This window comes from Hydrogenophaga crassostreae (assembly GCF_001761385.1).
Classification (GTDB): Bacteria; Pseudomonadota; Gammaproteobacteria; order Burkholderiales; family Burkholderiaceae_C; genus Hydrogenophaga; species Hydrogenophaga crassostreae.
On sequence record NZ_CP017476.1, the window covers coordinates 511,691 to 538,123 of the forward strand.

At 63.9% G+C, this 26,433-nt stretch carries 22 protein-coding genes; 5 read left to right on the plus strand and 17 right to left on the minus strand.

Annotation, left to right across the window (positions count from 1 at the left end):
- Positions 1-356 precede the first annotated feature (356 nt).
- Positions 357-1,532, plus strand: a complete 1,176-nt coding sequence (locus LPB072_RS02515; RefSeq protein ID WP_066085105.1) for a trans-sulfuration enzyme family protein — start codon at positions 357-359, stop codon at positions 1,530-1,532.
- Between the two features lie 144 nt (positions 1,533-1,676).
- Here LPB072_RS02515 and LPB072_RS02520 read toward each other — a convergent pair whose 3' ends face one another.
- The 4 genes from LPB072_RS02520 to LPB072_RS22920 all read right to left on the minus strand — a co-directional run bounded on the left by LPB072_RS02520 (position 1,677) and on the right by LPB072_RS22920 (position 5,499).
- A complete protein-coding gene (locus LPB072_RS02520) occupies positions 1,677-3,179 on the minus strand; it encodes an MFS transporter (protein WP_066085108.1) in 1,503 nt (500 codons plus the stop codon).
- 119 nt (positions 3,180-3,298) lie between these two features.
- The gene (locus tag LPB072_RS02525) at positions 3,299-4,831 is read right to left on the minus strand and encodes an alanine/glycine:cation symporter family protein (RefSeq protein ID WP_082876705.1); all 1,533 of its coding nucleotides are present in this window, start codon (positions 4,829-4,831) and stop codon (positions 3,299-3,301) included.
- A 219-nt stretch (positions 4,832-5,050) separates the two neighbouring features.
- The gene (locus tag LPB072_RS02530) at positions 5,051-5,272 is read right to left on the minus strand and encodes a hypothetical protein (protein ID WP_066085111.1); all 222 of its coding nucleotides are present in this window, start codon (positions 5,270-5,272) and stop codon (positions 5,051-5,053) included.
- A complete protein-coding gene (locus LPB072_RS22920) occupies positions 5,269-5,499 on the minus strand; it encodes a cysteine-rich CWC family protein (protein WP_082876706.1) in 231 nt (76 codons plus the stop codon). The genes LPB072_RS02530 and LPB072_RS22920 overlap by 4 nt, the downstream gene beginning before the upstream one ends.
- 71 nt (positions 5,500-5,570) lie before the next feature.
- Between LPB072_RS22920 and LPB072_RS02535 the strand changes: the two genes are divergently transcribed.
- A complete protein-coding gene (locus LPB072_RS02535) occupies positions 5,571-6,305 on the plus strand; it encodes a c-type cytochrome (protein WP_066085112.1) in 735 nt (244 codons plus the stop codon).
- Complete coding sequence (locus LPB072_RS02540; protein ID WP_066085116.1) at positions 6,302-7,567, plus strand: c-type cytochrome; 1,266 nt, start codon at positions 6,302-6,304, stop codon at positions 7,565-7,567. Before LPB072_RS02535 ends, LPB072_RS02540 begins: the two co-directional genes overlap by 4 nt.
- 20 nt (positions 7,568-7,587) lie before the next feature.
- On the opposite strand, the gene LPB072_RS24045 is transcribed toward LPB072_RS02540, so the two are convergent.
- Together LPB072_RS24045 and LPB072_RS02550 are read right to left on the minus strand one after the other, a co-directional pair.
- Positions 7,588-9,399 carry a methyl-accepting chemotaxis protein gene (locus LPB072_RS24045; protein WP_066085118.1) on the minus strand — a complete coding sequence of 604 codons (1,812 nt, stop codon included), beginning with the start codon at positions 9,397-9,399 and terminating at the stop codon, positions 7,588-7,590.
- Between the two features lie 383 nt (positions 9,400-9,782).
- On the minus strand, positions 9,783-10,454 hold the full coding sequence (locus tag LPB072_RS02550; protein ID WP_066085243.1) for a histidine phosphatase family protein: 672 nt from the start codon (positions 10,452-10,454) through the stop codon (positions 9,783-9,785).
- A gap of 377 nt (positions 10,455-10,831) precedes the next feature.
- Between LPB072_RS02550 and LPB072_RS02555 the strand changes: the two genes are divergently transcribed.
- Positions 10,832-13,186 (plus strand): ATP-binding protein, encoded by a 2,355-nt coding sequence (locus LPB072_RS02555; protein WP_066085120.1) that lies wholly within the window; start codon positions 10,832-10,834, stop codon positions 13,184-13,186.
- Between the two features lie 65 nt (positions 13,187-13,251).
- Here the strand turns inward: LPB072_RS02555 and LPB072_RS02560 are convergent, their stop codons facing one another.
- Genes LPB072_RS02560 through LPB072_RS02600 form a run of 9 tightly spaced genes read right to left on the minus strand, consistent with a single transcriptional unit; the run spans position 13,252 to position 20,508 of the window.
- A complete protein-coding gene (locus tag LPB072_RS02560; protein ID WP_066085123.1) occupies positions 13,252-14,211 on the minus strand; it encodes a threonine dehydratase in 960 nt (319 codons plus the stop codon).
- Entirely contained in the window at positions 14,208-14,918 is a 711-nt protein-coding gene (locus tag LPB072_RS02565) for a VOC family protein (protein WP_066085126.1), read from the minus strand. Before LPB072_RS02565 ends, LPB072_RS02560 begins: the two co-directional genes overlap by 4 nt.
- A gap of 16 nt (positions 14,919-14,934) precedes the next feature.
- Positions 14,935-15,552: a glutathione S-transferase family protein gene (locus tag LPB072_RS02570; protein ID WP_066085129.1), complete on the minus strand. Its 618-nt coding sequence runs from the start codon at positions 15,550-15,552 to the stop codon at positions 14,935-14,937.
- 8 nt (positions 15,553-15,560) lie between these two features.
- Entirely contained in the window at positions 15,561-16,436 is an 876-nt protein-coding gene (locus tag LPB072_RS02575) for a PhzF family phenazine biosynthesis protein (protein ID WP_066085245.1), read from the minus strand.
- Between the two features lie 17 nt (positions 16,437-16,453).
- Positions 16,454-17,071, minus strand: coding sequence for a glutathione S-transferase family protein (locus LPB072_RS02580; RefSeq protein ID WP_066085247.1), 618 nt, complete (start codon positions 17,069-17,071; stop codon positions 16,454-16,456).
- Positions 17,072-17,075: 4 nt separating this feature from the next.
- A complete protein-coding gene (locus LPB072_RS02585) occupies positions 17,076-18,260 on the minus strand; it encodes an aminotransferase-like domain-containing protein (RefSeq protein WP_066085132.1) in 1,185 nt (394 codons plus the stop codon).
- A 57-nt stretch (positions 18,261-18,317) separates the two neighbouring features.
- Entirely contained in the window at positions 18,318-18,914 is a 597-nt protein-coding gene (locus LPB072_RS02590) for a LysE family translocator (protein ID WP_066085134.1), read from the minus strand.
- Positions 18,911-19,855 (minus strand): DMT family transporter, encoded by a 945-nt coding sequence (locus tag LPB072_RS02595; RefSeq protein ID WP_197508896.1) that lies wholly within the window; start codon positions 19,853-19,855, stop codon positions 18,911-18,913. Before LPB072_RS02595 ends, LPB072_RS02590 begins: the two co-directional genes overlap by 4 nt.
- Positions 19,856-19,857: 2 nt before the next feature.
- Positions 19,858-20,508 carry a LysE family translocator gene (locus LPB072_RS02600; protein ID WP_066085139.1) on the minus strand — a complete coding sequence of 217 codons (651 nt, stop codon included), beginning with the start codon at positions 20,506-20,508 and terminating at the stop codon, positions 19,858-19,860.
- Positions 20,509-20,793: 285 nt separating this feature from the next.
- Between LPB072_RS02600 and LPB072_RS02605 the strand changes: the two genes are divergently transcribed.
- Positions 20,794-22,215 (plus strand): aminotransferase-like domain-containing protein, encoded by a 1,422-nt coding sequence (locus tag LPB072_RS02605; RefSeq protein ID WP_066085250.1) that lies wholly within the window; start codon positions 20,794-20,796, stop codon positions 22,213-22,215.
- On the opposite strand, the gene LPB072_RS02610 is transcribed toward LPB072_RS02605, so the two are convergent.
- Together LPB072_RS02610 and LPB072_RS02615 are read right to left on the minus strand one after the other, a co-directional pair.
- Positions 22,187-24,358 (minus strand): hybrid sensor histidine kinase/response regulator, encoded by a 2,172-nt coding sequence (locus LPB072_RS02610; protein WP_066085141.1) that lies wholly within the window; start codon positions 24,356-24,358, stop codon positions 22,187-22,189. The genes LPB072_RS02605 and LPB072_RS02610 overlap by 29 nt on opposite strands.
- Before the next feature lie 32 nt (positions 24,359-24,390).
- On the minus strand, positions 24,391-26,286 hold the full coding sequence (locus LPB072_RS02615; RefSeq protein WP_066085145.1) for an ATP-binding cassette domain-containing protein: 1,896 nt from the start codon (positions 26,284-26,286) through the stop codon (positions 24,391-24,393).
- Between the last annotated feature and the right edge of the window lie 147 nt (positions 26,287-26,433).

Consider the following 26,433-nt stretch of genomic DNA (forward strand, 5'->3'; position numbering starts at 1 on the left):
GGGCGCTGATTTCAACCCAGAACCGGTGGATCGCCTTGACATGGGTACGGGGCTCTCTTGGGGTGCCATCCCCTTCGGTGCTGAATACAGTGGAACGTGTCACATGCGCCATGTGCCTCGTGTAGCGCGGTGTTCGAGCTGGGAATCGGGTGGACAATGGGCGCACTCTCGGCCGTGGTACTGAGCCTGGCTGTTGTTCTTTGTAGCGTTGAGTCGGGGTTATAAAGTACCAAGGGAAGCGCGCTGGACAGGGGCGTTGAAAATGGGGGTCTGCCAGACATCCTTCGGCAAGAAGCGACGCTGTGCACCTCAGGAAACCTGGGAAAAGCACCATTCTCACCAGACTTTCAAGATCGATGACACATATCCGAACCCGCGCCGTGCACGCCGGCCAGCAACCTGACGCGGCGAGCGGTGCCATTGCCACACCCATCACCCAAAGTACCGCTTTTGCCTACGGCAGTCTGGAACGGGGAGCCGCCATCTTTGCGGGCGAAGCGGAGGGCTTCCGCTACGGGCGCTATGGCAACCCCACCGTGGCAGCGCTGGAAGCCAAGATGGCGAACCTGGAAGGTGCGGAGGCTGCGGTGGCGTTTGCCAGCGGCACGGCGGCGACAGCTGCTGTGGTGCTCAGCCTGCTGGCGCCAGGAGATGAATTGCTGTTCCTGGGCCCGCTCTATGGCGGAACCGAGGGGCTTCTGCGCTCCATGGGCGAACGCTGGGGCTTGCGCGTGACCGACGCCACGATGATCGGGCTGGAGGCTGCCTGGAGTCCCGCCACTCGCATGGTCTGGGTGGAGCCGCTGACCAACCCCAGCCTGCGTCTGCATGACCTGGAGGCGGTGGCGCAGATCGCATCAGCACGCGGCGCTATCACCGTGGCAGACAATACGTTTTGCACGCCGTGCCTGGTGCGACCCCTCGCACACGGCATCGATCTGGTGGTGCACTCGATGACCAAATACCTCGGTGGCCATGGCGATGCAACGGGCGGGGTGGTGGCGGGCGATGCTGCACGCATTGCCCAGGTGCGCAAGACCGGGCTGGGTCATATCGGCGCCAGCCTGGCGGCGCAGGAGTCATTTCTGTTCCTGCGCGGCATCAAGACCTTGCCGTTGCGCATGGAAGCACACTGCGATGGTGCGCTGGCGGTGGCTCAGTTTCTGGAGCATCAGTCTGCCGTGCGCTCGGTGTTTTACCCCGGGCTGGCTTCGCATCCGCAACACACGCTGGCGAAGCGGCAGATGCAGGGTGGCTTTGGTGGCATGGTCACTTTTGAACTTGCACGGGCGGAGCGTGCTGCGGCCGCCGATGTGCTTGATGCTTTGCAGTTGTTCGCCCAGGCGGTATCGCTCGGCGACGTGGACAGCCTGGCTTGCCACCCAGCCAGCACCACGCACAGCTTCGTGTCACCCGAGGTGCGCGCCATAGCGGGGGTGGGCGAGGGCATGATCCGGTTGAGTGTGGGCATCGAACATCCGGACGATCTCGTCGCAGACCTGGCCCAGGCGCTGGCCCGCGCAGGCAACTGAACCGCATTGTGGCAACGGATCCTTGGGCGTTTTTTGGTCCGGGGATCCAGGGCTGTTGACCCTGTTGACGGCGACCGCATGAGCCACGGCGCGACCCATGGCGTCTGGCTTTGACTCAGTCTGTGCGGGCGCTCGCGACCGGGATCAAGACTTGGCGGGTATCTGGTTTTCGCGCAGCCGCAGCGCCGCCAGCAGCGCCAGTGCACAAACGGCCGCGAGCATCAGAAAGGTCTCGTTAAATGCGGCCAGTCGGGCCGGGTTGTCGCTGGCGGTGTCCAGGCGAAAACCGTGGGCGGTTATGCGCCACTCCAGCACGATGCCGCACAGGCTCACGCCAGCGGCGCCGCCGAGCATGCGCAAAAAATTGATCACACTGGAGCCCTGCGGGATGTGGGTGTGTCCGAGTCCTCGCATGGCGCCAATGTTGAGTGATGGCAGGATGAAGCCCAGGCCGATGCGCCCCAGGATTGCCCAAATCACCAGCAGAGGAATGATGGCCTCCGGGCGACCCGGGTCGATGGTGGTCATGAGTGCAAACGATGCGGTCAGCAGCACCAGGCCGATGCTCACCAGCCGGTGCGTGGGTTGCCGGTCGGCCATGCGGCCGACCATCGCGATGGTCACGGCCAATACCAGCCCGGCCGGCAGCAAGATGCTGCCCACGTAAGAAGGCGAGAGGCCCAACCCCATTTGCATGTAGACCGGCAGCAGGTAGGTGGATCCAAAGAGCGCGATGCCGTAGATGAACGCCACGATGCTGCCCATGGCGAAACGCCGGTCGGCGAACAGCGACAGATTCATCAACGGTGCCACGTTCAGGGTCGGCCGACGGTTGTGGGACTTCAGCATACGCCGCTGCAACAGGACAAAAGCGCCTACAGCCAAGGCCGCGCTGAGCAGCAGTACGCTGGCAGTGCCAGCGGGGTTGCTGTGCAGTTCGACCAGTCCATTGAGCAGACACAGGGTGCCCACCGTGGCCAGCATCAGACCGGGCCAGTCCAGCCCGGCACCTTGCGGATTGGCCGCCGCGCCGCCCGGCGCGTTGGTGGGTACGTAGCGCCGGGCCAGCCAGAGCGAGGCAAGGCAGAAAGGCACCACCATGTAAAAGATGGAGCGCCAGCCCAGGCCGTCTACCAGCAGGCCGCCGATGCTGGGGCCGATGGCCGGAGCCAGCACCACGCCCATGCCGAAGATGCCGCTGGCACGGCCCTGTTCGTGGGGTTCGAAGGCCCGCAGGATGATGATGGCCGGGATGGGTTGCACCACCCCGGCGGCCAGCCCTTCGGCCACGCGTGCGGCGAGGACCAGCGGGAAATGCTGAGCCAGGCCGCCAGCGACGCCCCCGGCGAGCAGCAGCCACATGCAGCCGGAGTAGGTGCGCCGGTAGCCGTAGCGCGACAGCAGCCATGGGGTGGTCAGCATGGACACGGTCATGGCGGCCATGAAGCCGGAGGTCACCCATTGCGCCCGCTCCTGACCCAGCACGAAATAGCGGCTCATGTCCGGGATCGCGACGTTGATGATGGTGGACGACATGATGGACGCCATGGTGCCGACCATGACCGAGAGCAGCAGCAGCCACCGGTACCGATCGCCATGGCGTACGCGCAGGGCGGCAATGGAGTGATCGGGTGCGTTGGTTGGCATGGGCTGTTGAAGTTAGAGCGCCATCATAGGCACTTGCCATCGCGGGCACCTGGCTGCGCACAAAAAACCAAGGGCCCCGAAGGGCCCTTGGTTGGGGTAGCGGTAACGAAGCCGCAGGCTCAGCTGTAGCGCTTGTATTCCCCGGACTTCACTTTGGCCAGGAATTTGTGCAGTTCGGCTTTCACCACTGGCATCAGGAAGTACAGGCCAATGATGTTGAAGATGCTCATCGCGAAGATGGCAGCATCGGAGAAGTCGATCACGGCGCTGAAACCGATGGAGCAACCCACCACCACGAAGAAGCAGAACATCAGCTTGTAGATGAGCTCATTGGTCTTGCCTTCGCCAAACAGGTAGGTCCAGGCCTTGAGACCGTAGTAAGACCACGAAATCATGGTCGAGATCGCGAACATCAGCACGGCCAGGGCCAGCGGGTAGCGGAACCAGTCGTAAGCGGTCTGGAAAGAAGCGGCGGTCAGTTGCACGCCGGTGAGTCCTTCTGCGTGGGGGTAGGGGCCGGTGTTGAGGCCGGCAATGGTGATGACCAGGGCGGTCATGGTGCAGATGATCACGGTGTCGATGAAGGGCTCCAGCAAGGAGACCAGGCCTTCGGTGACGGGTTCGCTGGTTTTGACTGCCGAGTGGGCAATGGCTGCCGAGCCCACGCCTGCTTCGTTGGAGAACGTGGCACGTTTCAGGCCCTGAATCAGCGCGCCAATGAAGCCGCCTGCGACACCTTCGGCACTGAAGGCACCGTTCCAGATGGCAGCGAATGCGGCGCCAATCTGGTCAAACTCGACCACCAGCACGGTGATCGACATACCCACATAGAGAATGGCCATCAAGGGGACCAGCTTGGAGGTCACCGTGGAGATCGAGGGCATGCCTCCGATGATCACGGAGAACACAAAGCCTGCCAGCACGATGCCAGTGACCCAGCCGTAGCCGTCGGGCAGACCAAAAGTCTGCACCAGCATGGCATTGGCCTGGTTGCCCTGGAACATGTTGCCGCCGCCCAAGGCGCCGAGGATGGTCATGATGGCAAAACCCACGGCCAGAATCTTGCCGAACCCGGCCATGCCCCGCTCGGCCAAGCCGCGGCTGAGGTAGTACATCGGGCCGCCCGAAACCACCCCGGAAGGCAGCACGGTTCGGTATTTGACGCCCAGTGTGCATTCCGTGAACTTCGATGCCATGCCAAGCAGGCCGACGATGATCATCCAGAACGTGGCACCCGGCCCGCCGATGGCAAGGGCCGCGCCGACGCCGGCGATGTTGCCCAGACCCACGGTGCCCGACAGGGCCGTGGCCAGAGCGGCAAAGTGCGACACCTCACCGTCGTGGTTGGCATTGGGGTTGTCGTAGCGGCCCCGCACCAGATCGATGGAGAGCTTGACCTGCTTCAACTGGATGAAGCCGAAATACAGGGTGAAGACCAGCGCGGCAATCAACAACCAGCCGGCAATCAAGGGGAAGCTGGCTTCGCCAACGGGAACCGAGGTAAAGATCAGCGCAGCGAACCAGCCGAGGTAGTCGTTGAAAAAGCCATCAACAGCGGCATCGAAGCCTGCGGCCGAAGCCGACGAGGTGGCAACAGCACACAGACCAGCTGTGGCAATAGTTTTGAGGGAGGGTTGCCGAGATGGGCTCACAGGTGGCTCCTTTATGGGTATGTAGAGACTCGACGCAAGACAGAAGGCGTCTTTTCCGTCACGCAAGATGCAGGCCAGAAGCGGTGCACCGTTGTAGAGCGGTTCACATGGCTTTTGGCTACGCAGGCACCGCTCTAGGGCATCCTAAGTGCCTACAGTCGGCGCGCCTCTACACGATTACCCCTATACCAGGCTTACATCAAGGTATTTCATGTGTGATCAGTGATCCCGGTTCCGGCGCCACAGGCGCACCGCGAGCAGCACCAGTGGCCCGCTGTGCAGCAGCAGATCGAAGATGTCGAGGGGGTTGCTCAGTTCGCCCTGGCTGAGCATGCGCAGCTTCTCGATCAAATGAGGCTCCGGCGAAATGGGAGCTACTGCCAGCCACAGCGCCACTGCAATCAGCAGTGGGAGCGGGAAACGGTCGAGCCAGCGCATCATGGGGTACCCCGCTGCGCATGGGCCCGCAGGCAATTGATGCAAATGCAGGATGCGCCCTGGGCACTTTCAGGCAGGGTTGCGAGCAAATCCGGCGGGAAGCTCTCATCGGTGCACCAGCAAGGCGCTTGAGGCTGTCCGGTGGCCCGTTCAAGTTCCATGGCGCAACGGTTGTCCGCACCGCAGAGAGGGCAGTGTGAAGCGGAGTTGGGGGATGCGTCGGAGGCCATTTTGTGAACGGTTGAGGCGCTCAGTGTAACGATTTGTAGGCAACTTGCGCTGTGCTATTTTCAGTATCTATATGTCTTTCTATTCCTTTGTGACCGGTGTCGGGTGCAGTTGGCTGGGCGCAGCGGCGTTGAGCATGGCTTGCGCTCAGGCGGCCGAGGTCGAACCCCACCGCGTTCCCGATAACCTGGGTCAGCGGCTGATGGCGTGCACCCTGTGCCATGGCAAAGAGGGCCGCGCCACCAATACCGGGTTCTTCCCGCGCATTGCAGGCAAGCCAGAGGGCTACCTCTACCACCAGTTGCGCCACTTCCGCGAGGGCCGGCGCAACAACGCAGGCATGACCGCCTTGCTCGACACCCTGAGCGATGCCTACCTGCGCGACATTGCCCAGCATTTCGCGAGCCTGGATCTCCCGTATCCGCCACCGCAACCCAGCGACGCCTCAGCCCCGTTGCTGGCGCAAGGCGAAGCGCTGGTCAAACGCGGCGATGCAGCGCGTGATGTGCCCGCCTGTGTGGCTTGCCACGGCGCGGCGATGACCGGTGTTCGCCCCAACGTGCCAGGCTTGTTGGGCCTGCCACGCGACTATCTGATCGGCCAGCTGGGCGGCTGGCAAACGGGGCTGCGCAAAGCGTTCAAGCCCGATTGCATGGCGCACATTGCCCAAAAACTGGAGCCCACCGACATCTCGGCCGTGTCGGCCTGGCTGGCGGCCCAGCCGTTGCCGCTGGACCCGCACCCGATCGCTGCGGCCGTTGAACCCATGCCGCTGAAGTGCGGCTACGCGCCGGAGGTCAAGCCATGAACAAGCCGGTTGTGCGCGGCGCCTTGGGCGTGATGGCGTTCGCCCTGATGGTGCTGCTGGCGGTGGTCGGCTGGGAGATGCGGGCGGTGGAAATACCGCCTGTGGTGAATGCCCCGGCGGCAGATGCGGCCCAGATCGAACGGGGCGCCTACCTGGCCCGGGCTGGTAACTGCATGGCCTGCCACACCGAGCGTGGCGGCGCGCCCTACGCTGGTGGACGCGCTATCGATACGCCGTTTGGCACGGTGTACGCCAGCAACCTCACACCCGATTCTTCTACCGGCCTGGGCGCGTGGAGCGAGCAAGCCTTCCGCCGCGCGGTGCACGAAGGCCGGTCGCGCGATGGGCATCTGCTTTATCCCGTTTTCCCCTACACCCACACCACCTTGGTGAGCGATGTAGACAGTGATGCGCTCTATGCTTTCCTGCGCAGCGTGCCGGCGGTTGAAAAGGCGACGCCTGCCCACGCCTTGCGCTTCCCGGTGAACACACAGGCCGCGCTGGCGGTGTGGCGGTTGCTGTATTTCCAGCCAGCGCGCTTTGAGCCCCAGGCCAATCAGTCGGCCGAATGGAACCGCGGCGCCTATTTGGCCAATGGCCTCGCGCACTGCTCGGCCTGTCACAGCGCACGTGATGCCTTGGGCGGTAGCTCGCTCGGCGAGCGCTGGGGCGCAGGCCTCATGCCCGATGGCCATTGGCTGGCGCCGTCATTGCGCGACCCCGGTGAGGCCGGCGTGACCGACTGGTCGGTTGAACAGTTGACCGAGTTGTTGCTCAACGGGCGCAATCACAGCGCCACGGTGATGGGCCCCATGGCCGAGGTGGTATTCGACGGCACACAGCATCTGCGGCGCGAAGACGTGATGGCCATGGCCACCTACCTGAAAGACCTGGCGGTGCAGCCCGGGAAAGCCGGAACCTTCAAGGGCGCCACCGCCGATCAGATGGTGTTGGGTGAAAAGATCTACGGCCAGCAATGTGTCGATTGCCATGGCGCGGCGGGGCAAGGCGCGGCGGGCGCGTACCCTGCTTTGGCCGGCAACCGCAGCGTGGTGATGTCTTCCCCGGTCAATGCGGTGCAGGCCATTCTGGCGGGGGGCTTTGCACCTTCCACCGCAGGCAACCCCCAACCCTATGGCATGCCGCCGTTTCGCACCCTGTTGACCGACCTCGAAGTGGCTTCAGTGGTCAGTTTCGTGCGCCAGTCGTGGGGTAACCGGGCCAGCGCGGTGGCGCCTCAGGATGTGCAGAGCCTGCGCTGAGCCGAGCGGCGGGTGGGCTGTCAGTCGATCCTGAACTGGCCCACGGTGGCGGTTAGCCTCTCTGCCTGGTCTTTGAGTCCGCTGGCGGCGGCCGCGCTTTCTTCAACCAGCGCCGCGTTTTGCTGGGTCATCTGATCCAGGCTGCTGACGGCGCTGCCCACTTGGGCGATGCCCGTGCGTTGCTCGGCCGCGGCCGTGGCGATTTCCTGCATCATGTGGGAAACCTGTCGAACCTGCTCGACGATGTTGTGCATGGCCTCCCCGGTGCGCGCCACCAGGGCCGAACCCACCTCCACGCTTTCCACCGATCCGTTGATCAGTGCCTTGATTTCCTTCGCCGCCGCCGCACTGCGCTGGGCCAGGCTGCGCACCTCGGAGGCGACCACGGCAAACCCCCGCCCTTGCTCGCCGGCCCTTGCGGCTTCCACCGCAGCGTTGAGCGCCAGGATGTTGGTCTGGAACGCGATGCCGTCGATCACCGAAATGATGTCGTTGATGCGGCGTGAGCTGTGGGTGATGGCCTCCATGCTGGTCACCACCTGGGCCACCACTTCGCCGCCTTGCTCGGCCGATGACGCAGCGTTGGCCGCGATCTGATTGGCCTGCTGGGCCGACTGGGCTGATTGGCCGACCGCCGAGGTCATCTGCTCCATCGTGGCCGAGGTTTCCTCTAGGTTGGAGGCGGCCGCCTCTGTGCGGGACGACAGATCCTGGTTGCCCATGGCGATTTCGCGCGAAGCCACCTGCAAGGAGTCGCTGGCCGAGCGGATCTCGCGCAACGTGGCCTGGATTTTGTCCACAAAGGCGTTGAACGCCTGGCCAATGCGCGCCAGCTCGTCGTGGCCCTGGGCATCCAGGCGCTTGGTGAGGTCGCCATCGTCGGAGGCCACGTCTTCCATGGCGGTTTGCAGCCGGCCCAGTCCACGCAGTGAACGGCGCACCACCCACGCAGCCAGCAGGGCCGACAAAGCGGTCACGACCAGGGCACCCAGCACGGAGCGCATCAGAAACGCTGTCATGGATGCCAGCGCCTCACCTTTGTGCAATGAGATCACCAGCTTCCAGTTGGTGCCGCTCACCGGCATCGCAGACAGCATGCGCGCGCTGCCGCCAATGTCCATTTCGACGAGCTCCTGTCCAAGACCCGCCACCGCTGAGGGCGTCAAGGCAGCGCTCAAGGCGGTTGCATCCTTGAGCAGGAGCTCGAGGTTGGCGTGCACCAGTACCTTGCCGTCGCTGGACAGGATGAAGGCGTCGCTGGAAGGCGTGGGGTGAATGGCGGTCACGGCGTTGGCCACAGCGTCCATGAACACGTCGCCCGCCGCAACGGCGCGGGTCTGTTCGCCGTCTTTGGCGGCCTGGGCAAACGTCATCACGAGTTTTTTGCTGCCGGCGTCAACGTAAGGTTCGGTCAGCACCATGCCTGGCGCTGCCGCAGCTTGCTGGTACCAGGGGCGTGCGGTCGGGTCCCAGTTTTCGGGCAGGTTCTGGGGTGAGGAAAAAATGGCGTGTTTGTCCTGATAGCCGATGTAGGTGGTGTCAAAACCACCGCTGCGCACGGCCTGTGTGAGCGCAATCGCAGGGTCTTCGACCTGCGTGGCGGGCAACATGGCCTCGACCACGGCAGACTTGTCGTTGACCCATTGCGCAATCCCTTCGGCTCGGGCTTCGGCAAGGCTGTGTGTGGAGGCGGAAACGGCCAGGTACGTTGATTGGCGCAGACTGAAAAAATTGACCGCGCTGACCAGCGTCACACAGCCGACCACGAGGGCAGACACGGTGAAGATGAGGCGGGTGCTGAGCGAGAAACGGCTGAGGCGCAGGGTTTTCATGAAGAGGCTTTCCGGGCGCAGGCAAGGCGTTCGCCTGTGTGGTGAACAGGTTGGACGCCTTGCTGCCTTGTGGGTCGCAAGTTGATTTCGGGGTGGTGCAGATGTTGCCGCGCAAGCGACGGCGCCGATCGCTGGAAAAGCGGCAATGGCGCCTGCTATCTCGGCATCAAGGCGCACAGTCGCGGGCGGGAAATTGCAGCGCCCAGCCGTTCAGTGGCTGCTGTCCGATGGCCGGTGCTTCGCGCGACGATGCCATTGCTGAGCGTCAGCGACAGACTGAAAAGCCGTTGTGGCCAGAGGCGGGGACTGTCGCGAATGCCTCGGCTTGCCCCGCCGATTGTTGCGCTGTGCCGACGCGCCTCCCAGCGGAACCTGCGTGGTCTTCAGGCGGAAGTGACCCAGTCGGCAAACTGGAGTTGATCGAGGTGGGGCAAGGTGTTGAAGGTGACCAAGGCGTGGCGCTTGGGGCCAAACTGGAATTCCGTGATCGAGCTGTTGCGGATGCGCATGTTGAGGTCGATGGTGCGTTCCGGGCTCAGGGCCAGCACATGGCCCACGGCGGTAGATATGGGACCGCCGCTGGACACGATCAGCACCTTGCGCCCCGGGTGCTGGGTGCGCACATGGTCCAGCGCGCTGGTCACGCCTTCTACGAACGCCGGGTAGGTGGGCATGCCCCTGGGGCTGATGGTGCCGCCCATCCATTGGCTCAAACCGTCGCGCAGCATGTGGAAATGGCGTTTGTAGCCTTCAGGCGTCAGGGGCTTGTCGACCACGTCGGGGCAGATGGCGCGGACCACCGCTTCGCCGTCGTATTCATTGAGGCCTGGCCAGCTCAGGGGCTCCATGTCAAAGTCGGCGCCCTCTCGTATGCCTTCCCAGGTTTGAACATGGCGGCGCAGGGTACCCATCATCACGGCGTCAAACCGCAGCCCGCGCTCGGCCCAGTAGCGCCCGAGTTGCACGGCTTGCTGCTGGCCCAGCGCGCTCAGTTGATCGTAGTCGGCGGCGCCAAACGAGGCCTGGCCATGGCGCACGAGGTAAAGAGTTCCCATGGGCCGCATTCTGGCGGGTGGGTGGGGCAGAGATTTGTCTCAACAGCGACTTTGGAGGTCAAGTTCTGTGGCCTGAAGGCCGATACAGGGAGGTAACCGGGTGTGTGTTCCGTCCTTTTGAGGGACATGCCCATGTTGGAATGACAAAAAGCTGGGGCTGCTTGCGCTGGAGTAGCGTTGCCACCCTGCTCGATGCGGATGTGGCCGCGCTGACCTGGCACTCAGCCAAAGAGCGCGGGCTGGAATGATTTGTTTAGATGGTTCACCGGTTGCCAATCAACCGGAATTTGCAGATTTGATTTTTGTATCGGGGATGCTCGTTGCGGCCAGTTCCACAGACGTCCTTGACGCAGAGGTGACGACCTAACGGACCGTTCATGCGCCTTGATTTACCCACCTTGCTGCTGTTTCGTCTGTGTATAGACGGATTTCTGGCCGCGCTTTTCTGGAGCTACTCGCGCCGCCATGCGGCTGTGGCTGGCCCGCGCTGGTGGGCGGCGGGCGCTGCGATGTCTGCGATCGGTGCCGTGGGCGCGTTGACGGGTATCGGAGGCCGGGCCGACTGGAACGTGCTCAACGTGGCCGGCGCATTGACTGCGCTTGTTTTGGCGCATGCCGCCATCTGGCTCGGGTTGAGAAACTACCTCGGCTTGCCGATGCGCAAAGCCGTGCGCTGGACCGTGGTGGGGGCCGTGCTGATGTTTGTGGCCCAGGCCTTGCTGCTGGAGGTGTGGGATCTTCCGGTTCTTCGCCGCGCCGTGTTCATTGCTGCGGCCCTCGCCCTGGTGGGTTTGACCCTGTTCCATGCGCAGCGCAAGGGCACAGCGAGAGCCGCCGATGAGTTCAAGGCATTTCGGATTCTTTGTGGTGTTGAGTTGCTGGTCTTGGGCCTGGTGCTGGCGCGCTTGCTGTACACCGCGTCGGTGGCCCCCCGGAGCCTCTTGGAAGACAGCGCGCCGTACGTGGTGTTGGCGATGACCTTGGACGTGCTGGTGCGAGCGGCCCTGCTCAGTGCGCTGGTGTCCTACCGCTTGCAGCAAAACGCCGAGCGCGACCAGCAAAAATTGCGCGATGGCAAGGCGGACTTGCGTGCGCTGATCGACAACATCCACGCTGGTGTGATCGTGTTCAACCCGGATCAGTCGATCGAGACCATCAACTCGGCCGCCAGGCGGTTTCTTAACCGTTCAGAAGTAGAGCCCGAGAGCTCTCAGCCTTTGGAGTGGTCGCTGTTGCGTGAAGACGGTCAACCCATGGCCCGCCACGAAATGCCGTTCGAGCGGGTGCTGGCCACCGGCCGGCCGTTGACCGACATGGTGCTGGGCATCCAGCCAAACGGCGAAGGCGAGGTGCGTTGGACGTTGTGCAACGCTTTTGCAGAGAACAACCACCAGGGCGGGTTGCGCCATGTGGTGTTGACCTTTGTGGACATCACCTCGCTGCAAGCGGCACAGCGCGAACAAAAAGCTTTGCAAATTGCGCTCTCCCAGTCGCAAAAGATGCAGGCGTTGGGTACGCTTGCCGGCGGGGTTGCCCACGATTTCAATAACATCCTGGCGGCCATCCTGGGGAACGCTGAGCTGGCCAGGCAAGACGCGGGCGAGACGTCGGCGGCGGTTCTGAGTCTGGATCAAATCAGCGTGGCAGCGCGACGCGGGCGGGAGCTGGTGCGCCAGATTCTCGCGTTCAGCCGCCAGCAGCCGATGGAGCGCAAGCGGGTGAGCATGCGGGCCATCCTCGCGGAAAGCTGCGGATTGCTCAAACCGGTGATGCCTTCCCATGTAAAACTGGGTACCGCCTGCGGCCTGGGCGATCTGAGCATCAACGCCGATGCCACCCAGCTCGGCCAGGTGTTGCTCAACCTCGGCACCAATGCGTTGCACGCGCTTGGCGACCAGCCAGGCAAGCTCACCATCCAGGTCAACCGTTTCCCGACGACCTCCAGTCTGGTGCCGTCGACCTTGCCCAAAGATTGGCTGGGCGTGATTCGGGTGCAGGTGTTCGACAGTGGTTGCGGCATGGACGAGGCCACGAGACTGCGCATCTTTGAACCCTTTTTCACCACCCGCAAGTTGGGCACGGGCACCGGGTTGGGCTTGCCTGTGGTGCTCGGCATCGTGGAAGGCCACGGTGGGGTGATCGAGGTGAATAGTCAGCCGGGCGAGGGCACCACCTTCAGCCTCTACTTCCCGGCCGCTGTCACAGACCCAGGCGCCGGATATGTGCATTCAGGTTGGCCACAAGGCAAAGCTTTGCCTGAGAATATGGAAACCCAGGCGGTCGATTTGAAAGTTCCACAAGATGCCAGTTCTGTGCAAAATGCAACCATGATCGTAGAAACACCCGAGATTCAACGCCATGTGCTTTACCTTGACGATGACGACACCTTGGTCTTCCTGGTGCGTCGTTTGCTGGAGCGCCGTGGTTTCAAAGTAACGACCTTTACCGATCAACAGGAGGCCATCGATGCGGTGCGGGCCAAGCCAACGGGCTTTGATCTGCTGATGACCGACTTCAATATGCCCGGCATGTCGGGGCTGGATGTGGCCAGGGCGGTGCTGGAGATCAACCCGTTGTTGCCCGTGGCGGTGGCTTCGGGCTATATCACCGACGAATTGCAGGCCGAAGCCAAGGCGGCAGGCGTGCGGGAGGTGGTGTTCAAAACGGACGCCGTTGAGGATTTCTGCACGGTTGTTGCCAAGCTGGTGGCCAACGGCGCCACCGCAGCCTGAGCCGTTGCCGCCGGCCATCGAATGGCGGCGGTTGAGGCGGCCTTGCCGCGGGTTTGGCGCACAGGTCAGTTCGCCAGAACCTTTGAAAAGACCGCGCTGTCCACATTGCCGCCGCACAAGGTGGTGCCCACCACCAACCCCTTGAGCCGATCGCGCTCTTGCCAGGCCGCAGCAAAGCTGGCCGCGCCAGCGCCTTCGGCCACATTGTGGGTATCGGCAAACAAAGCACACATGGCCTGGGCCACTTCGGTGTCACTCACCTGCACCACATGATCCAGATGGGCCATCAGCACATCCAGTGCGGCAGCGTCTGCCACGCGGCAGGCCATGCCATCGGCCAGCTCGGTGGTCACTGGCGCTTCCAGCACGCGCCCGGCGGCGATGGAGTCGGCATAGGTGGTGGCATGGGCGCTCACCACGCCGACGATGCGTGCGGGGTGGCCCAGCGCCAGTTTGGCTGCAATGGCGGAGCAAGCGCCTGAGCCCTGGCCAATAGGCACATAGACCACATCGAGCTCTGGCACGGCCCTGAAAAATTCCCACCAGTAGGTGCTCACGCCGCTCAACAAATCGATGTGGAAACTCGGCACCATGTGGGCGCCACGCTCGGTGGCCAAGTGCACGGCATGTTCTCGAGCTTCCTGAAAATCGGCACCATGTTCGATCAGTTTCACGCCCAGAGCGCGCATGGCAGCGTTTTTTTCCAGCGAGTTGCCATGTGGCACAACGATGCTGCAGGCCACACCGTGGGCGCGCGCGGCCCAGCCGATGCTCTGGCCATGGTTGCCGCGCGTGGCGCTGATTGCCTCCCCGGGCAGCTCCCCTCGTTGCATCAGTTGGTCGAAATAGGTCAGCCCGCCTCGGATCTTGAATGCGCCCACAGGGGTGTGGTTTTCATGTTTGACCCAGCATTCGGTCCCCAGGCGCGCACTGAGAGTGGCCCACCGGTATTGCGGCGTGGCGGCAAACTCCCGGTAGACGACTTGTGCGGCGGATTCGATATCGGAAAGGCTGGGCAGGTTCATGTAGGGGCCTCGACGGGGTTGGAACGCAGCGTCACCAAGCCCTGCGGCGTGGCCAGTTCAGCTTGCAGAAGGGCTTCGCCGTGGCCCACGCTGACGCCAACCAGACTCAGGGTATCGATGGCGACGGCCAACTCGCTGGCATGGGGGTGCACCAAGCCCAGGCGGTTCAGGTGCACACCACTGACTGGCATGGATTCGGCTGGGTGGGTGTCGCCCCATTCGATCAGCGTGGGCAAACAACCGTCGAACAGGCGTTGCCCATCGTCACGCACGCTGATCTGCCATTGCAGCAAGCCTTGGGGCGTGGGGCGCGAGGCCGTTAGCGGAGTTCCACGCTCGATGCCCTGGGCTTGCAAATGGGTCAGCGCGGCATCCAAATGGGGAACGCTGGCGACCCAGTGCACAAGCTGGGGGCCGTTTTTGGCCAACGACCGGCGCATGTGGAGGGTGTCCAGATCAAACCAGCGCTGGAACGGCGGCGCCCGTGTGGGCGAGGCGCCGGGGTTGATGGCGATGATCTCCAGGTAGGCGTTGGGTGCGTTGTGGCAGCCGAGTTTCAGCAAACGGTTGTGCGTGGCAAACAAGGCGTGTTCGCCGCCCGGGCCAGGCGTTACGCCCAAGGTGGCCTCACACCAGGCAACGCCTTCTTCCAGCGTCGCCGCAGCGATCACCAGGTGATCCAGTTGGGGGCTTGACGGTCTGCGCATGGGAACCTTCCTTTGCTTATGCTTTCAACAGCTCATAGGGTGGCAGCCAGCCGGGCAGGTTGGCAATGCGTTCCAGCCAGCGCTGCACGTGGGCCGGTGGCGTGATGCCGGCTTCGCTGGCCCAGAACAGGTAGCCACACAGCGCGAAGTCGGCAATGCTGGGCGCCGTGTCGAGAATGAACGCCTGGGTGCGGGCCAGCTCTTCGTCCAGCCGCGCAATGTCTTTTTCAAATCGCGACCGAATCCACAACAAGGCGTCGGGCGAAAACGCATCGGGCGCAAACCGTTTGGCGTAGCGCAGCTGCGGCAAAGCCATACCGATGCGGTTGGCTTCCCAGAACAACCACTCACGGGCGCGTGCCAAGCGTTCGGGCGATTCGCCGCCCAAAACACCGAACGTTTCTGCAATCTGGCAGAGGATGGCGTCAGACTGGGCGAGCACCCGCCCATCCATCACCAGCAGCGGCACCTCTTTGAAAGGCGCCAGGCTGCGAAAGGGCTCAGGCCGCTGTTCGTGCGGCAGCCAGATGTCGACGTGCACATAGGCGTGGTCAATTCGCGCGAGGGTCAGGGCCAGACGCACTTTGTAGGCATGGCCGGAATCGTGGTGGCCGTAAAGCGTTGGCAGGGTCATGGGGCTGCTCACAGCTGAATGGTGCCGTCGATGCAGGTCACGGATGACCCTCCGACCCAGACGGAGCCATCGGCATCGCGAGTTATGTGCACCCGGCCTTCGCGCTGCAGGGCCGTGCCTTGCGAGGCCACATAGTGTTCGGGCGCCAGGCCGGCGCCAATCAGCCACTGCGCCAGCGCGGCGTTCAGGCTGCCGGTGACCGGGTCTTCGGCCATGCCGGCGTTGCCGGGGAAAAAGGCGCGCACCTCAAACTGGGCCTCTCCCGCCGCTGATGATCCGATCACGCCGACCTTGCCGCGTGGCCCGATCACGCCAATATCCAGCCCGGCGAGCACTGCGCTGTCGGGCTTGAGCGCGAGCACCTGCTCCGCGCTCTTGAGCATCACGCCGCGCCAGTTCGGCCCGTTGTCACACCAGCTGTGCGCCACGATGTCATCGCGCGCCACGCCCAGGCCGCGCGCGATCAGCGCCACATCGGCTTCATCGAGCGGTCCGATCCTGAGCCGTGGGGGCGCCGCGAATGCGAGCCGGTTGCCCCCGCGGCGGATGCGAATCAAGCCCGCACCACATTCCTGAACCACATCGGATTGTTTGGGCAGGCCGCCTTGCTCCAGCCAGGCGTGGCAGCTTCCAAGGGTGGGGTGGCCGGCGAACGGCAGCTCTCGCCCCGGGCAGAAAATACGCACCCGGTAGTCAGCGCCAGCGGCGGCGCCTTCTGGTGTGGGGGGCAGCAAGAAAGTGCATTCCGACAGGTTGGTCCAGTTGGTGAAGTGCTGCATCGTGTCTGCGTCCAGATCCGAGCCGTCGAGTACCACGGCCAATGGATTGCCCCGGTAGGGCGAGGCGGTGAACACATCCACTTGTTTGAAGGGGCGTTGTTGCATGGGCGTTGTTTTCAGGTTCATGACAAAGGCAGGTCCAGCACGGCACGGCTGGCGGGCATAGCCCGCCATTGCGCATACCAGCGTTCTAGGTGAGGCCAGTGGGGGTGCGGCTGTGGCAAACCCCACCAGCGGTGCATTTCGCATGCGATGGGTACGTCGGCCATCGTGAGCGCATCACCGGTCATGAAGGCGTGCTTTGATAGGTGTTCGTCGAGCTGGCTGAACAGCGGCTCGGTGGTGCTCACCGATGCGGCAATGGCGGCCGCGTCGCGGCGCTCGGCTGGCGTGCGAATCCACTGTACGAATGCCGCACCGCTGGCGCGGTTGAGCCTGGTTTGTTGCCAGTCCATCCAGCGCTCGGCGTTGAAGCGGTCTTGCAGCGCTTCTGGGTAGAGTGGCGAGCGTTCTCGCGCGCAGAGGTAGCGCACGATTGCGTTCGACTCCCACAGAGCGAAACCACCGTCTTCCAGCAGCGGCACCAGGCCGTTGGGGTTCTTCGCCAGGTAGTCGGGCGTCTGTACAACGCCGTGCGCCATGCCGGCGTCTGTGCGCTCAAACGGCAGGCCCAATACCTGCGCTGTCAGCACAACTTTGCGCACGTTGATCGAGCTGATTCGACCCCAGATGCGCAGCATGGCGTCAGCCGCCCAGGGTCGCGCGGATGGCTTTGGCCAGCGCCGCCATGCCAATGCCGATTTGCTCGACACTGGCGGTGACAAAACTCAGGCGCAGCGTGCGCGGGTCGGCCCCGTCGGCATAGAACGCGGCACCGGGCACGAAGGCCACGCCGGCCTCCACCGCCTTGGGCAGCAGCTCGATCGCGCTCATGCCTTCGGGCAGGCGCACCCAGAGAAACATGCCGCCATCGGGCCGGTTCCACTGCACATCCAGCCCCGCCATTTCTTTCTCGAGCGCCGCCAACATGGCTTCGCACTGGCTCTTGTACAAAGCGCGGATGGTGGGCACATGGCGGTCCAGAAAACCGTCTTTGATGACCTCGGCCACCATGCGCTGGTTGTAGCCCGGCGTGTGCAGGTCGGCCGCCTGCTTGGCCTGCAGCAACTTGGGGTACACGCTGGCGGGCGCCACGAGGTAGCCCAGGCGCAGACCGGGCGCCAACACCTTGGAGAAGGAGCCCAGGTAGATGCAGCCCTCGGGGTTGCGGGCGGTGAGCGGCGCGGGCGGCGGCGCATCGAACCACAGGTCGCCGTAAGGGTTGTCTTCGATCAGGGGCAGGTTCAGCGCCGCGGCGCGCTCCACCAGGGCGGCCCGGCGCGCTTCGCTCATGCTGCGCCCGGTCGGGTTCTGGAAGTTGGGCAATACGTAGAGGAAGCGCGCGGCATCGGCGCCTTCGCCCATCTTGGCCTGCAAGTCGTCGATATCCACACCTTGTTCGTCGCTGGCCACGCTCACCACCGTGGGTTCCATGGGGGTGAATGCCTGCAAGGCGCCGAGGTAGGTCGGCGTTTCCACCATGATGCGGCTGCCTTCGTCGACCAGCACCTTGGCCACCAGGTCGAGGCCCTGCTGGCTGCCGGTGGTGATCAGCACCTGGTTCGGGTCCACGTTCCAGGGCAGGCTGGCCGCGACATGCTCGCGCAGCGGCGCGAAGCCTTCGCTGGAGGCGTACTGCAAAGCGGCCTGGCCGTCTTCGCGCAACACGCGTTCGCTGGCGGCGGCGAACTCGGCGATCGGAAAGGTCTTGGGCGAAGGCAGACCGCCTGCAAAACTGATGATGCCGGGCTTCTCCGTGATCTTGAGGATCTCCCGGATCACCGAGGGGTTCATTTTTTGGGCGCGGCGGGCGAGGGTCCAGGTGGTCATGTGCTTGTCTTGAGGAGGGGATTCGATGGGGAAGTATCGGTGGTCTTGGGAGGGCGTTCAAGCCAGCATGGGAATCAGTGACCCCACCAGCGCCAGCGCCATGGTGATGTTGAACACCCGCAAGCGCCGGGGATCTTGCAGGATGCGGCGCATGGCGCTGCCGAAGGCGCCCCAGGTGGCCACGCATGGCAGGTTCAGCGCCACAAAGAGCGCCGCCAAAGCGAGGATTTGCAGGGGTTGCGCCTGCGAGGGCAGGAAGGTGCTGATCGCGGTCACTGCCATCACCCAGGCCTTGGGATTGATCCATTGAAACGCCGCCGCAGCGAAAAAGCCCATGGGCTGTGCAGCGGTGGGTGCGTTGACCGAAGGTGGCCCTGCGTTGGCCAGCTTCCAGGCCAGCCACAACAAATACGCAGCGCCTCCCCAGCGCATGGCGCTGTAGATCAGCGGGAAGCGCTCCAGCAAGGTGTGCAGACCCAGCCCGACCAGCAAAATCATCAGGCCAAAACCCAGGGTGATGCCGAACAAATGACGCAGTGAACGGCTGAAGCCGAAGTTGACGCCCGAGGCCAGGATCATCATGTTGTTGGGGCCCGGCGTGATGGAGCTGACCACGGCGAAGAGGCTGGCGGCGAGCAACGTGGCGCTGTTCATGCGGGCCTCCTTGGCGGTGCCGGTGCTGCCATCTTGCGGCCCATGAACACGGTGGCCACCACCGCCATGGCAAAGCCCAGCGTCATCAGGTCGAGCGATTCGCCCAGCAGCGGCACGGCGGCCACGATGCTGATGAAGGGTTGCAGCAATTGCATCTGGCTCACGCGCAGCGCCCCGCCCAGGGCCAGCCCGCGGAACCAGGCAAAGAAGCCTGCCCACATGGAAAACACGCCCACGTAACCCAGCGCCAGCCAGGACGACAAGGCGATCGGCTGTTCCGGCCAGGTGAACCAGGCCCCGGGCAGGGTGATGGGCAGCGCCATCACGCACACCCAGCTGATCACCCGCTCGGCGCCCAGCGAAGGCGTGACCTTGGCACCGGCCACATAGCCCACCGACGCCGCAACCACGGCACCCAGCAGCAAAAGGTCGGCATGGCTCAGGCCGAAACCATGGCCCAGTTGCTGGGCGCGCAGCAGGCTGTAGATGGCGACCAGCGCGCTGCCCAGGGCGGCGAACAGCCAGAAACCCAGGCGAGCGCGCTGGTGCATCAGCCAGGCGGCCGCGGCGGCGGTGGCCAAGGGGAGCAGGGCGGTGATCACGGCGGCGTGGCTGGCGGTGACCTCGCGCAGCGCCCAGCCCAGCAGCAGCGGATAGCCGATGGCATTGCCCAGCAGCGAGAGCGCCAGCGGCACACGGTGTTCGGGCTTGGGGAGGGGGGATCGCGTGATGGTCAGGTAGGCAATCGACAGGCAACCGGCCAGTGCGGCGCGGCCCCAGGTGACGAACCAGGGAGAGAGCTGCGGCGCGTCGGCAGTGCCGGTCGCGAGCCGCGTCATGGGCAGCGTCAGCGCGAACACGAACACGCCGATGAACCCCAGCCAGAGGCCCAGGGTTTGGTTGCGGCGGTCTTCGTCTAAGGTCAGTGTGGCGGTGGTCATGTTCATGCTTTCACAGGGGCCATGCCGGCGCCGCTGATCACCATCCACAGGGCGGTCAAGACCAGTGCCCCGGCCATGATCCGGTTGAACGCCAGCAGCCGCGCGCCGGTGGGCAGGCCGTTGACCACCGGGCCCGCCAGCCAATGGCGCAGCACCGAGCCCACCCACGCATAGGTGAAGTTGCTGAAGAATGCGAAGGCCAACATCAGCGGCAACACTTGCGCAAAACGGAGCATCGCATCGGGCCGTCCGGCCACCCAGCCGGCCACCAGCGAGAGCGCCAGCATCCAGGCCTTGATGTTGAGAAACTGCAGACCCACGCCCTGCCAGAACGTCACGTTCAGACGCGTTTCGTCCACCGAACTCAGGCTGCGGCTGCCCCAGAGGCGTTTCGCCAGCCACAGCAGATACGCCACGCCGCCGATCAACACCGCCCAACGCAGCAACGGCTGCGCCACCACCAGCGCGCCCAGCCCGGCCGCGCACAGCGCGAACAACAAGCCCCAGCCCACCGGCACGGCGCATACAAAATGCAGCGCACCCTTCAAACCACGGTTGGCCGCCAGCGCGGTGGACAGCGTGGTGTTGGGGCCGGGCGTGAAGCTGGTGGCCGTGGCCAAGACCAGCAGCGCGCTCAATTCGGCGGCGGTCAGTGGGGCCTCCCTTGGGCGCAGGGGGTCGGAGCGGTTCCGCCAGAGCGGGGGAGAAGAAGGGGTTTCATGTTGAGCACTGTAGCTTGACGGAGCAATACACTGGCCATACAGTTCAGGGGGTCAGATGAAATACTGTGTGGGTCGAGGTGACCACACAGCGAGCCGTCTTTTTGGAGCCGTTCCGCCATGTTGAAGTCTTCCCCAGCAGTTGCGCCGATGGACATACCGGCCGCCACCGATGGTGCCACCGGCGAAGTCACGGCGCTGGCATCGGCTCCGGCGCTGATGCGCCAATCGGCTTTGACCCTGGCCGAGCAACTCGCTGAGCGGTTTGCCCAGCGCATCCGCGACCGCTTGCTGGTCCCGGGTACGCGGCTGCCCAGCGTTCGCCAGTGCGCGGCGCAGCAGGGTTTGAGCCCTTCCACGGTGGTCGCGGCCTACGATCTCTTGTTGGCTCAGGGCCTGGTGGAAGCGCAGCGCAACCGGGGCTTTTTCGTGCGGCAGCGGGGCGGGCTGGCCCAGCAGACGGGCGCCCCGTTCAACGCGGCCACCGCGGGCACGGCCATTGGCGTGCGGGCCGGCCCGCCGGTCAACGCGGGCGCGCTGATCCGCGGCATGTTCCAGCCGCCCGGTGAGCGTGCGCAGCCGGGTATGGGTGCCTTTCCTCCCGAGTGGATGGAGAATTCGTTTCTTCAAGCGGCGGTGCGCAAGGTGACGACCACCAAGGCTTTGAACGATGCTTCGCTGCGCTACGGCGAGCCGCTGGGCGATGCCCACCTTCGCCGTGTGTTGACCGCGCGCTTGCAGGGCATGGGCTTGCCTGTGGAGGCGGGGCAGATCATCACCACCATGGGCGCGACGCAGGCGCTGGACATCGTGAGCCGCACCTTGCTGAAGGCGGGGGATTGCGTGATGGTGGAGGAGCCTGGTTGGGCGGTGGAGTTCGCGCGGCTCAACGCCCAGGGGCTGCGCATCTTGCCGGTGCCCCGGACACCATCGGGGCCCGATCTGGCGGTGATGGCGCGGTATTGCGAGGCGCATGCGCCCAAGCTGTTCGTCAGCGTCAGCGTTTTGCACAATCCGACAGGTTATTGCCTGTCCCCGGCCAGTGCACACAGAGTGTTGCAGCTGGCGCAGGCGCACGATTTTTACGTGGTGGAAGACGATACCTACAGCCATATTGCGCCCGCCCATGCCACACGCATGAGCGTGCTCGATGGTTTGCAGCGCACCATCTACGTCAGCGGGTTCTCCAAAATCCTGGCGCCCAACTGGCGCGTGGGCTATCTGGCGGCGCCACCGGATTGGGTGGAGCGCTTGCTCGACACCAAGCTGCTCACCACCCTGACCACGCCGAGCTTGCTGGAGCGGGCGCTGGCGTTGTGCATCGAGCAAGGCCAGCTGCGACGCCATGCAGAACGCATTCGCCAGCGGCTGGATGGCGCACGCAGCCGCAGCGTGAAGCTTGCGCAGGGGGCAGGGTGCCGCTTCGTGGCCGAACCCGCGGGTTTGTTTGGTTGGGTGGATACGGGGGTGGACACCGAGGCGCTGTCACAGCGTTTGCTCGACGAGGGCTATTTGATCGCGCCCGGGGCCCTGTTTCACGCCGTGCGAGCGCCGAGCACGCTGATGCGCATCAACTTCGCCACCACGCAAGAGCCCGTCTTCTGGCAGGCCTTCAGCCGTTTGTTGCCGGCCGTTCGCTGAGCAGCGCAGCCAGAGCCAGGTCAATTTGTTGAGCCTCGGCCAGCATCAAAGGCAGCGCGCGGCTGAAGAGTGACCAGTCGCGACCGAGAGCGGCCAGTTCCAGCCCTTTGGCCAGGCGCGCGCCACGCTCGGCCGTCATGCTACCCAGGGATCCCTTGAGTCCATGGGCGTGGGCGATGGCCAGTTCGTGGTTCTGCGTTTGCAGCGCATTTTGCATTTGTTGCAGCCGTTGGCCCAAATCGCTGCGCATGGCCTGGGCGAGCTGGTGCAACGTGGCTTCGTCGCCATCCAGCCGCCGCCGCAATTTGTCCAGATCCAGGGCGTTGGCTGCGGCCGGCACCTTGCGCTCTGTCGCGATCACCGCTGGCGGTGTGTGCCCAGAGGCAAGGCCGGTCGTTCGCCGCAGCACATCGTCCATGGCGCGAATCAGCGCCTGCGGGCTGACGGGCTTGGGGGTGTAGCCGTCTACGCCGGCCGCCAGGCATGCCTCACGGTCACCTTTCATGGCATTCGCGGTAACCGCCACGATGGGCGTGTGGCGTTTGCCCTGAAGCACCTCCTGCTCGCGAATCTGTTGCGTGGCCTGCAGACCGTTGGTACCCGGCATCTGCACATCCATCAGCACCAGATCCACACCGCCTTTGCTCCATTGCACCACCGCCTCGGCCCCGTCGCGTGCGTTGCGCACCTTGCAACCCAGGCGCCTGAGCAACTGGTTGATCAGCAGCTCATTGACCGGATGGTCCTCGGCCACCAGCACGGTCAGGCCAGCAAAGCGCTCGCTGGCCCGAGCCACCTCATGGAGCTCTGCCGGCGCGCTCTTGGGATCGTCATTGGCAATGCTCGGCTCGATCAGTGGCAGCGTCACGGTGAAGGTGCTGCCCTGGCCCAGTTCGCTGACCAGTTCGATCTGCCCGCCCATGAGCTTGGTGAGCTTGGCACAGATGGCGAGGCCCAGCCCGCTGCCGCCGAAACGGCGGGCCGTGGAGGCGTCGGCCTGGGTGAAGGCGTCAAATATGGTCGCTTGATGGTCCTTGGCAATGCCCACGCCGCTGTCCTGAACCCGCAATTGCATGCTGCGATGCCCCTGGGTGTCGGCTTGCACCTGGGCTGAAATGCGAATCTGGCCGCCCTGGGGTGTGAATTTCAAGGCATTCGAGAGCAGGTTGGCCAACACCTGGCGCAGCCGCCCGGGGTCTCCCTCCACCATGTTGGGCAAATTGCCCGAAAGCTGCAGTGTCCACTCCATGGATTTGGCGTGGGCCTGGCCTGCGTACAGGGTGCTGAGCTCCTCAAGGGTTTCGTGCAGTCGGTAGGGCACCTTCTCGATGTCAAGTTTGCCCGCTTCGATGCGGGACAGATCCAGTACGTCGTTGAGCAGTCCGAGCAGGGCGTGTGCCGAGTTGTCCATCAGGTCCAGCCACGACCGCTGCTCTGCGGTGAGCGTGGAATCCATCAGCAGCCGTGTGAGGCCCATCAACGCGTTCAGCGGCGTGCGCACTTCGTGGCTGATGTTGGCCAGAAATTCGCTCTTCGCTATGCTGGCTTGCTCTGCCAGTTCACGGGCCTGCAGACCTTCGGCTTCCAACCGTTTGCGCTCCGAGATATCGGCATGGGTGCCCATCAGGCGGATCGGCGTTCCCCGGCTGTCGTGCTCGGCAACCATGCCATGGCTTTCAATCCACAGCCATCCGTCGGCGGTGCGTACCCGGAACTGCGCCACTCCGCGGGTCTGATGGCCAAGGAGCAGGCTTTGGGTCAAGCCCTTGAGCTTGGAGCGGTCATCAGGGTGCGCTCGCTCGCGCAGGCTCTTGGCGTCCCAATACCCATCCATGCTGATATCACCCAGCATTTCTCCCCAGCGAGCGGTGAGGAATACCTGATCCGATGGCAATTGCCAGTCCCACAAGGCAAGGCCAGCCGCCTCTACCGCGAGTTGCAGGCGGTCGCGGGTTTCGTCAAGCGCCTCCTCGGCCAGCAGGCGGCTATTGGATTCGCGGTGAACCGAGCTGCGCAGCCGATCGAGTTCGTGATTTTGCCGCTCTACCTCAGCCAGGAGTTGCTGCGTGTGCAGTCGCTCCTGGTGAAGGTCCTGCACAGCACGTTGGAAATCCAGGGCGAGTTGTTCGGGCGAGGCGGCCATAGGCGGGTGGTTGGTGTCGGATGCTGCTTGGGTCAGGCCGTGCCAAGCGATTCGACTCGCTCCATTGCCTCAAGCCACTCACGCTCGATTTCGGCATGTCTCGCGCCGAGTTGAGCAGCAAGGGCCGGATCGCTGGCGTAAAGAGCACCACCACCAAGTTGTTTCTCCACAGCGGCTTGCTCTGCTTCCAGACTTGCGATCTTGTCAGGAAGAGCGTCCAGTTCACGTTGTTCTTTGTAACTGAGCTTTTTCTTGGGCGCAGCGGTGGTCGCAGCAGGCGCGGGAGAGGGTGCTGCTGCAGGCGCGGGAGCAGGGGCGGGCGCTGCCCCGCGCTGCAAGGCCTGGGCCCGCGCCGACTGCGTCATCCAGTCTTGGACGTCGCCCACATACTCACGCCAGCGGCCCTCGCCCTCGTGCACGATGGTGCTGGTAACCACGTTGTCGAGGAAACGCCGGTCGTGGCTGACCAGAAACACGGTGCCATCGTATTGTTGAAGCAGATCTTCCAGCAACTCAAGGGTGTCAATGTCCAGATCGTTGGTCGGCTCATCCAGCACCAATATATTGGCAGGCCGCGCAAACAATCGCGCCAGCAACAGGCGGTTGCGCTCACCGCCTGACAGCGTGCGCACCGGCGCGTTGGCGCGTGCGGGCGAAAACAGGAAATCACTCAGGTAGCTCTTGACGTGGGTGCGCTTGTTGCCGATCTCGATCCACTCGCTGCCTGGGCTGATGAAGTCCTCCAGCGTCGCGTCCAGATCGATCTGATCCCGCATCTGGTCAAAGTAAGCGACGGATTGTTTGCTGCCTTGGCGGATGGTGCCGCTGTCTGGAGCAAGTTCGCCCAGGATGATCTTGAGCAGCGTGGTCTTGCCCGCCCCGTTGGGGCCGATCAGGCCGATCTTGTCGCCCCGCAGGATGGTGCTGGTGAAATCCCGAATCACGGTGCGTTGACCACCGTTGGCCAGCGGGAAGCTCTTGCTGATCTTCTCCAGCTCGGCCACGATTTTGCCGCTGGAACCTCCGCTGGCCACTTCCAGTTTCACGCTGCCCAAGGCATCCCGCCGCTGAGAGCGCTGTGCCCGCAAGTTCTCCAGGCGTGTGATACGGCCTTGAGCCCGCGTCCGGCGGGCCTCAACGCCCTTGCGAATCCATACCTCTTCCTGGGCCAGCAACTTGTCCGCACGCGCATTGATCACCGCCTCTTGTGCCTGTTGCTCTTCCTTCAGCACCTGGTATTGGGCAAAGTTGCCCGGATAGCTGAGCAAGCGACCACGATCCAATTCCACCATCCGGGTGGCGACACGGTCAAGGAAGGCACGATCGTGGCTGATGGTCACCACGCTGCCCTTGTATTCCAGCAGCAGGTCTTCCAGCCAGGTGATGCTGTCCAGATCCAGGTGGTTGGTGGGCTCGTCCAGCAGCAACACATCGGGGCGACTCACCAAAGCCTGCGCCAATGCCACGCGTTTCTTGTTGCCTCCCGATAGCGAACCCACTCGGTCATCGGCGTTCAAATGCAGGCGGTGCAGGGTTTCCTCGACGCGTTGCTCCCAGTTCCAGGCGTCAAGCGCCTCGATGCGGCTCTGTAGGGCATCCAGATCCAGGTTGTCCGCGCCACTCAGGTAAAGCTCGCGGGCTTCGCACGCATCGGCCAAGCCGAGGCTGGCCGCCACAAACACAGTCGACGAAAGATCGAGAATGGGTTCCTGCGGCACATAAGCCACGCGCAACCCCGTCTGCACTTGAAGAAGGCCGTCGTCTGGCTTCTCCAGTCTGGCCAATATCTTCAACATGGAAGACTTGCCCGTACCGTTGCGTCCGATCAGTCCAACACGCTCCTGCGGTTCCAGAGAAAAGTCGGTGTGATCGAGCAACGCAACGTGGCCATAGGCCAGTTGGGCGTCTTGCAAAGTAATGAGTGCCATGGAGAATGCTTCTATAAAGGAGCCGACATTATCCGGCCCATACAAAGGCAGGGTTTCTCTCGGCACTTTCTAGCGTCGCATCAAGCGAGCTAAAGGACCGCTGCATATATATAGACATGAAGCGATCGGCCCCAGGCAGCTTCACAG

Coding starts and splice junctions, on each gene's coding strand:
- LPB072_RS02515 (WP_066085105.1), top strand. CDS start 357: ATGACACATATCCGAACCCGCGCCGTGCACGCCGGCCAGCAACCTGAC.
- LPB072_RS02520 (WP_066085108.1), bottom strand. CDS start 3,179: ATGCCAACCAACGCACCCGATCACTCCATTGCCGCCCTGCGCGTACGC.
- LPB072_RS02530 (WP_066085111.1), bottom strand. CDS start 5,272: ATGATGCGCTGGCTCGACCGTTTCCCGCTCCCACTGCTGATTGCAGTG.
- LPB072_RS22920 (WP_082876706.1), bottom strand. CDS start 5,499: ATGGCCTCCGACGCATCCCCCAACTCCGCTTCACACTGCCCTCTCTGC.
- LPB072_RS02535 (WP_066085112.1), top strand. CDS start 5,571: ATGTCTTTCTATTCCTTTGTGACCGGTGTCGGGTGCAGTTGGCTGGGC.
- LPB072_RS02540 (WP_066085116.1), top strand. CDS start 6,302: ATGAACAAGCCGGTTGTGCGCGGCGCCTTGGGCGTGATGGCGTTCGCC.
- LPB072_RS24045 (WP_066085118.1), bottom strand. CDS start 9,399: ATGAAAACCCTGCGCCTCAGCCGTTTCTCGCTCAGCACCCGCCTCATC.
- LPB072_RS02550 (WP_066085243.1), bottom strand. CDS start 10,454: ATGGGAACTCTTTACCTCGTGCGCCATGGCCAGGCCTCGTTTGGCGCC.
- LPB072_RS02555 (WP_066085120.1), top strand. CDS start 10,832: ATGCGCCTTGATTTACCCACCTTGCTGCTGTTTCGTCTGTGTATAGAC.
- LPB072_RS02560 (WP_066085123.1), bottom strand. CDS start 14,211: ATGAACCTGCCCAGCCTTTCCGATATCGAATCCGCCGCACAAGTCGTC.
- LPB072_RS02565 (WP_066085126.1), bottom strand. CDS start 14,918: ATGCGCAGACCGTCAAGCCCCCAACTGGATCACCTGGTGATCGCTGCG.
- LPB072_RS02570 (WP_066085129.1), bottom strand. CDS start 15,552: ATGACCCTGCCAACGCTTTACGGCCACCACGATTCCGGCCATGCCTAC.
- LPB072_RS02575 (WP_066085245.1), bottom strand. CDS start 16,436: ATGCAACAACGCCCCTTCAAACAAGTGGATGTGTTCACCGCCTCGCCC.
- LPB072_RS02580 (WP_066085247.1), bottom strand. CDS start 17,071: ATGCTGCGCATCTGGGGTCGAATCAGCTCGATCAACGTGCGCAAAGTT.
- LPB072_RS02585 (WP_066085132.1), bottom strand. CDS start 18,260: ATGACCACCTGGACCCTCGCCCGCCGCGCCCAAAAAATGAACCCCTCG.
- LPB072_RS02590 (WP_066085134.1), bottom strand. CDS start 18,914: ATGAACAGCGCCACGTTGCTCGCCGCCAGCCTCTTCGCCGTGGTCAGC.
- LPB072_RS02595 (WP_197508896.1), bottom strand. CDS start 19,855: ATGACCACCGCCACACTGACCTTAGACGAAGACCGCCGCAACCAAACC.
- LPB072_RS02605 (WP_066085250.1), top strand. CDS start 20,794: ATGCGCCAATCGGCTTTGACCCTGGCCGAGCAACTCGCTGAGCGGTTT.
- LPB072_RS02610 (WP_066085141.1), bottom strand. CDS start 24,358: ATGGCCGCCTCGCCCGAACAACTCGCCCTGGATTTCCAACGTGCTGTG.
- LPB072_RS02615 (WP_066085145.1), bottom strand. CDS start 26,286: ATGGCACTCATTACTTTGCAAGACGCCCAACTGGCCTATGGCCACGTT.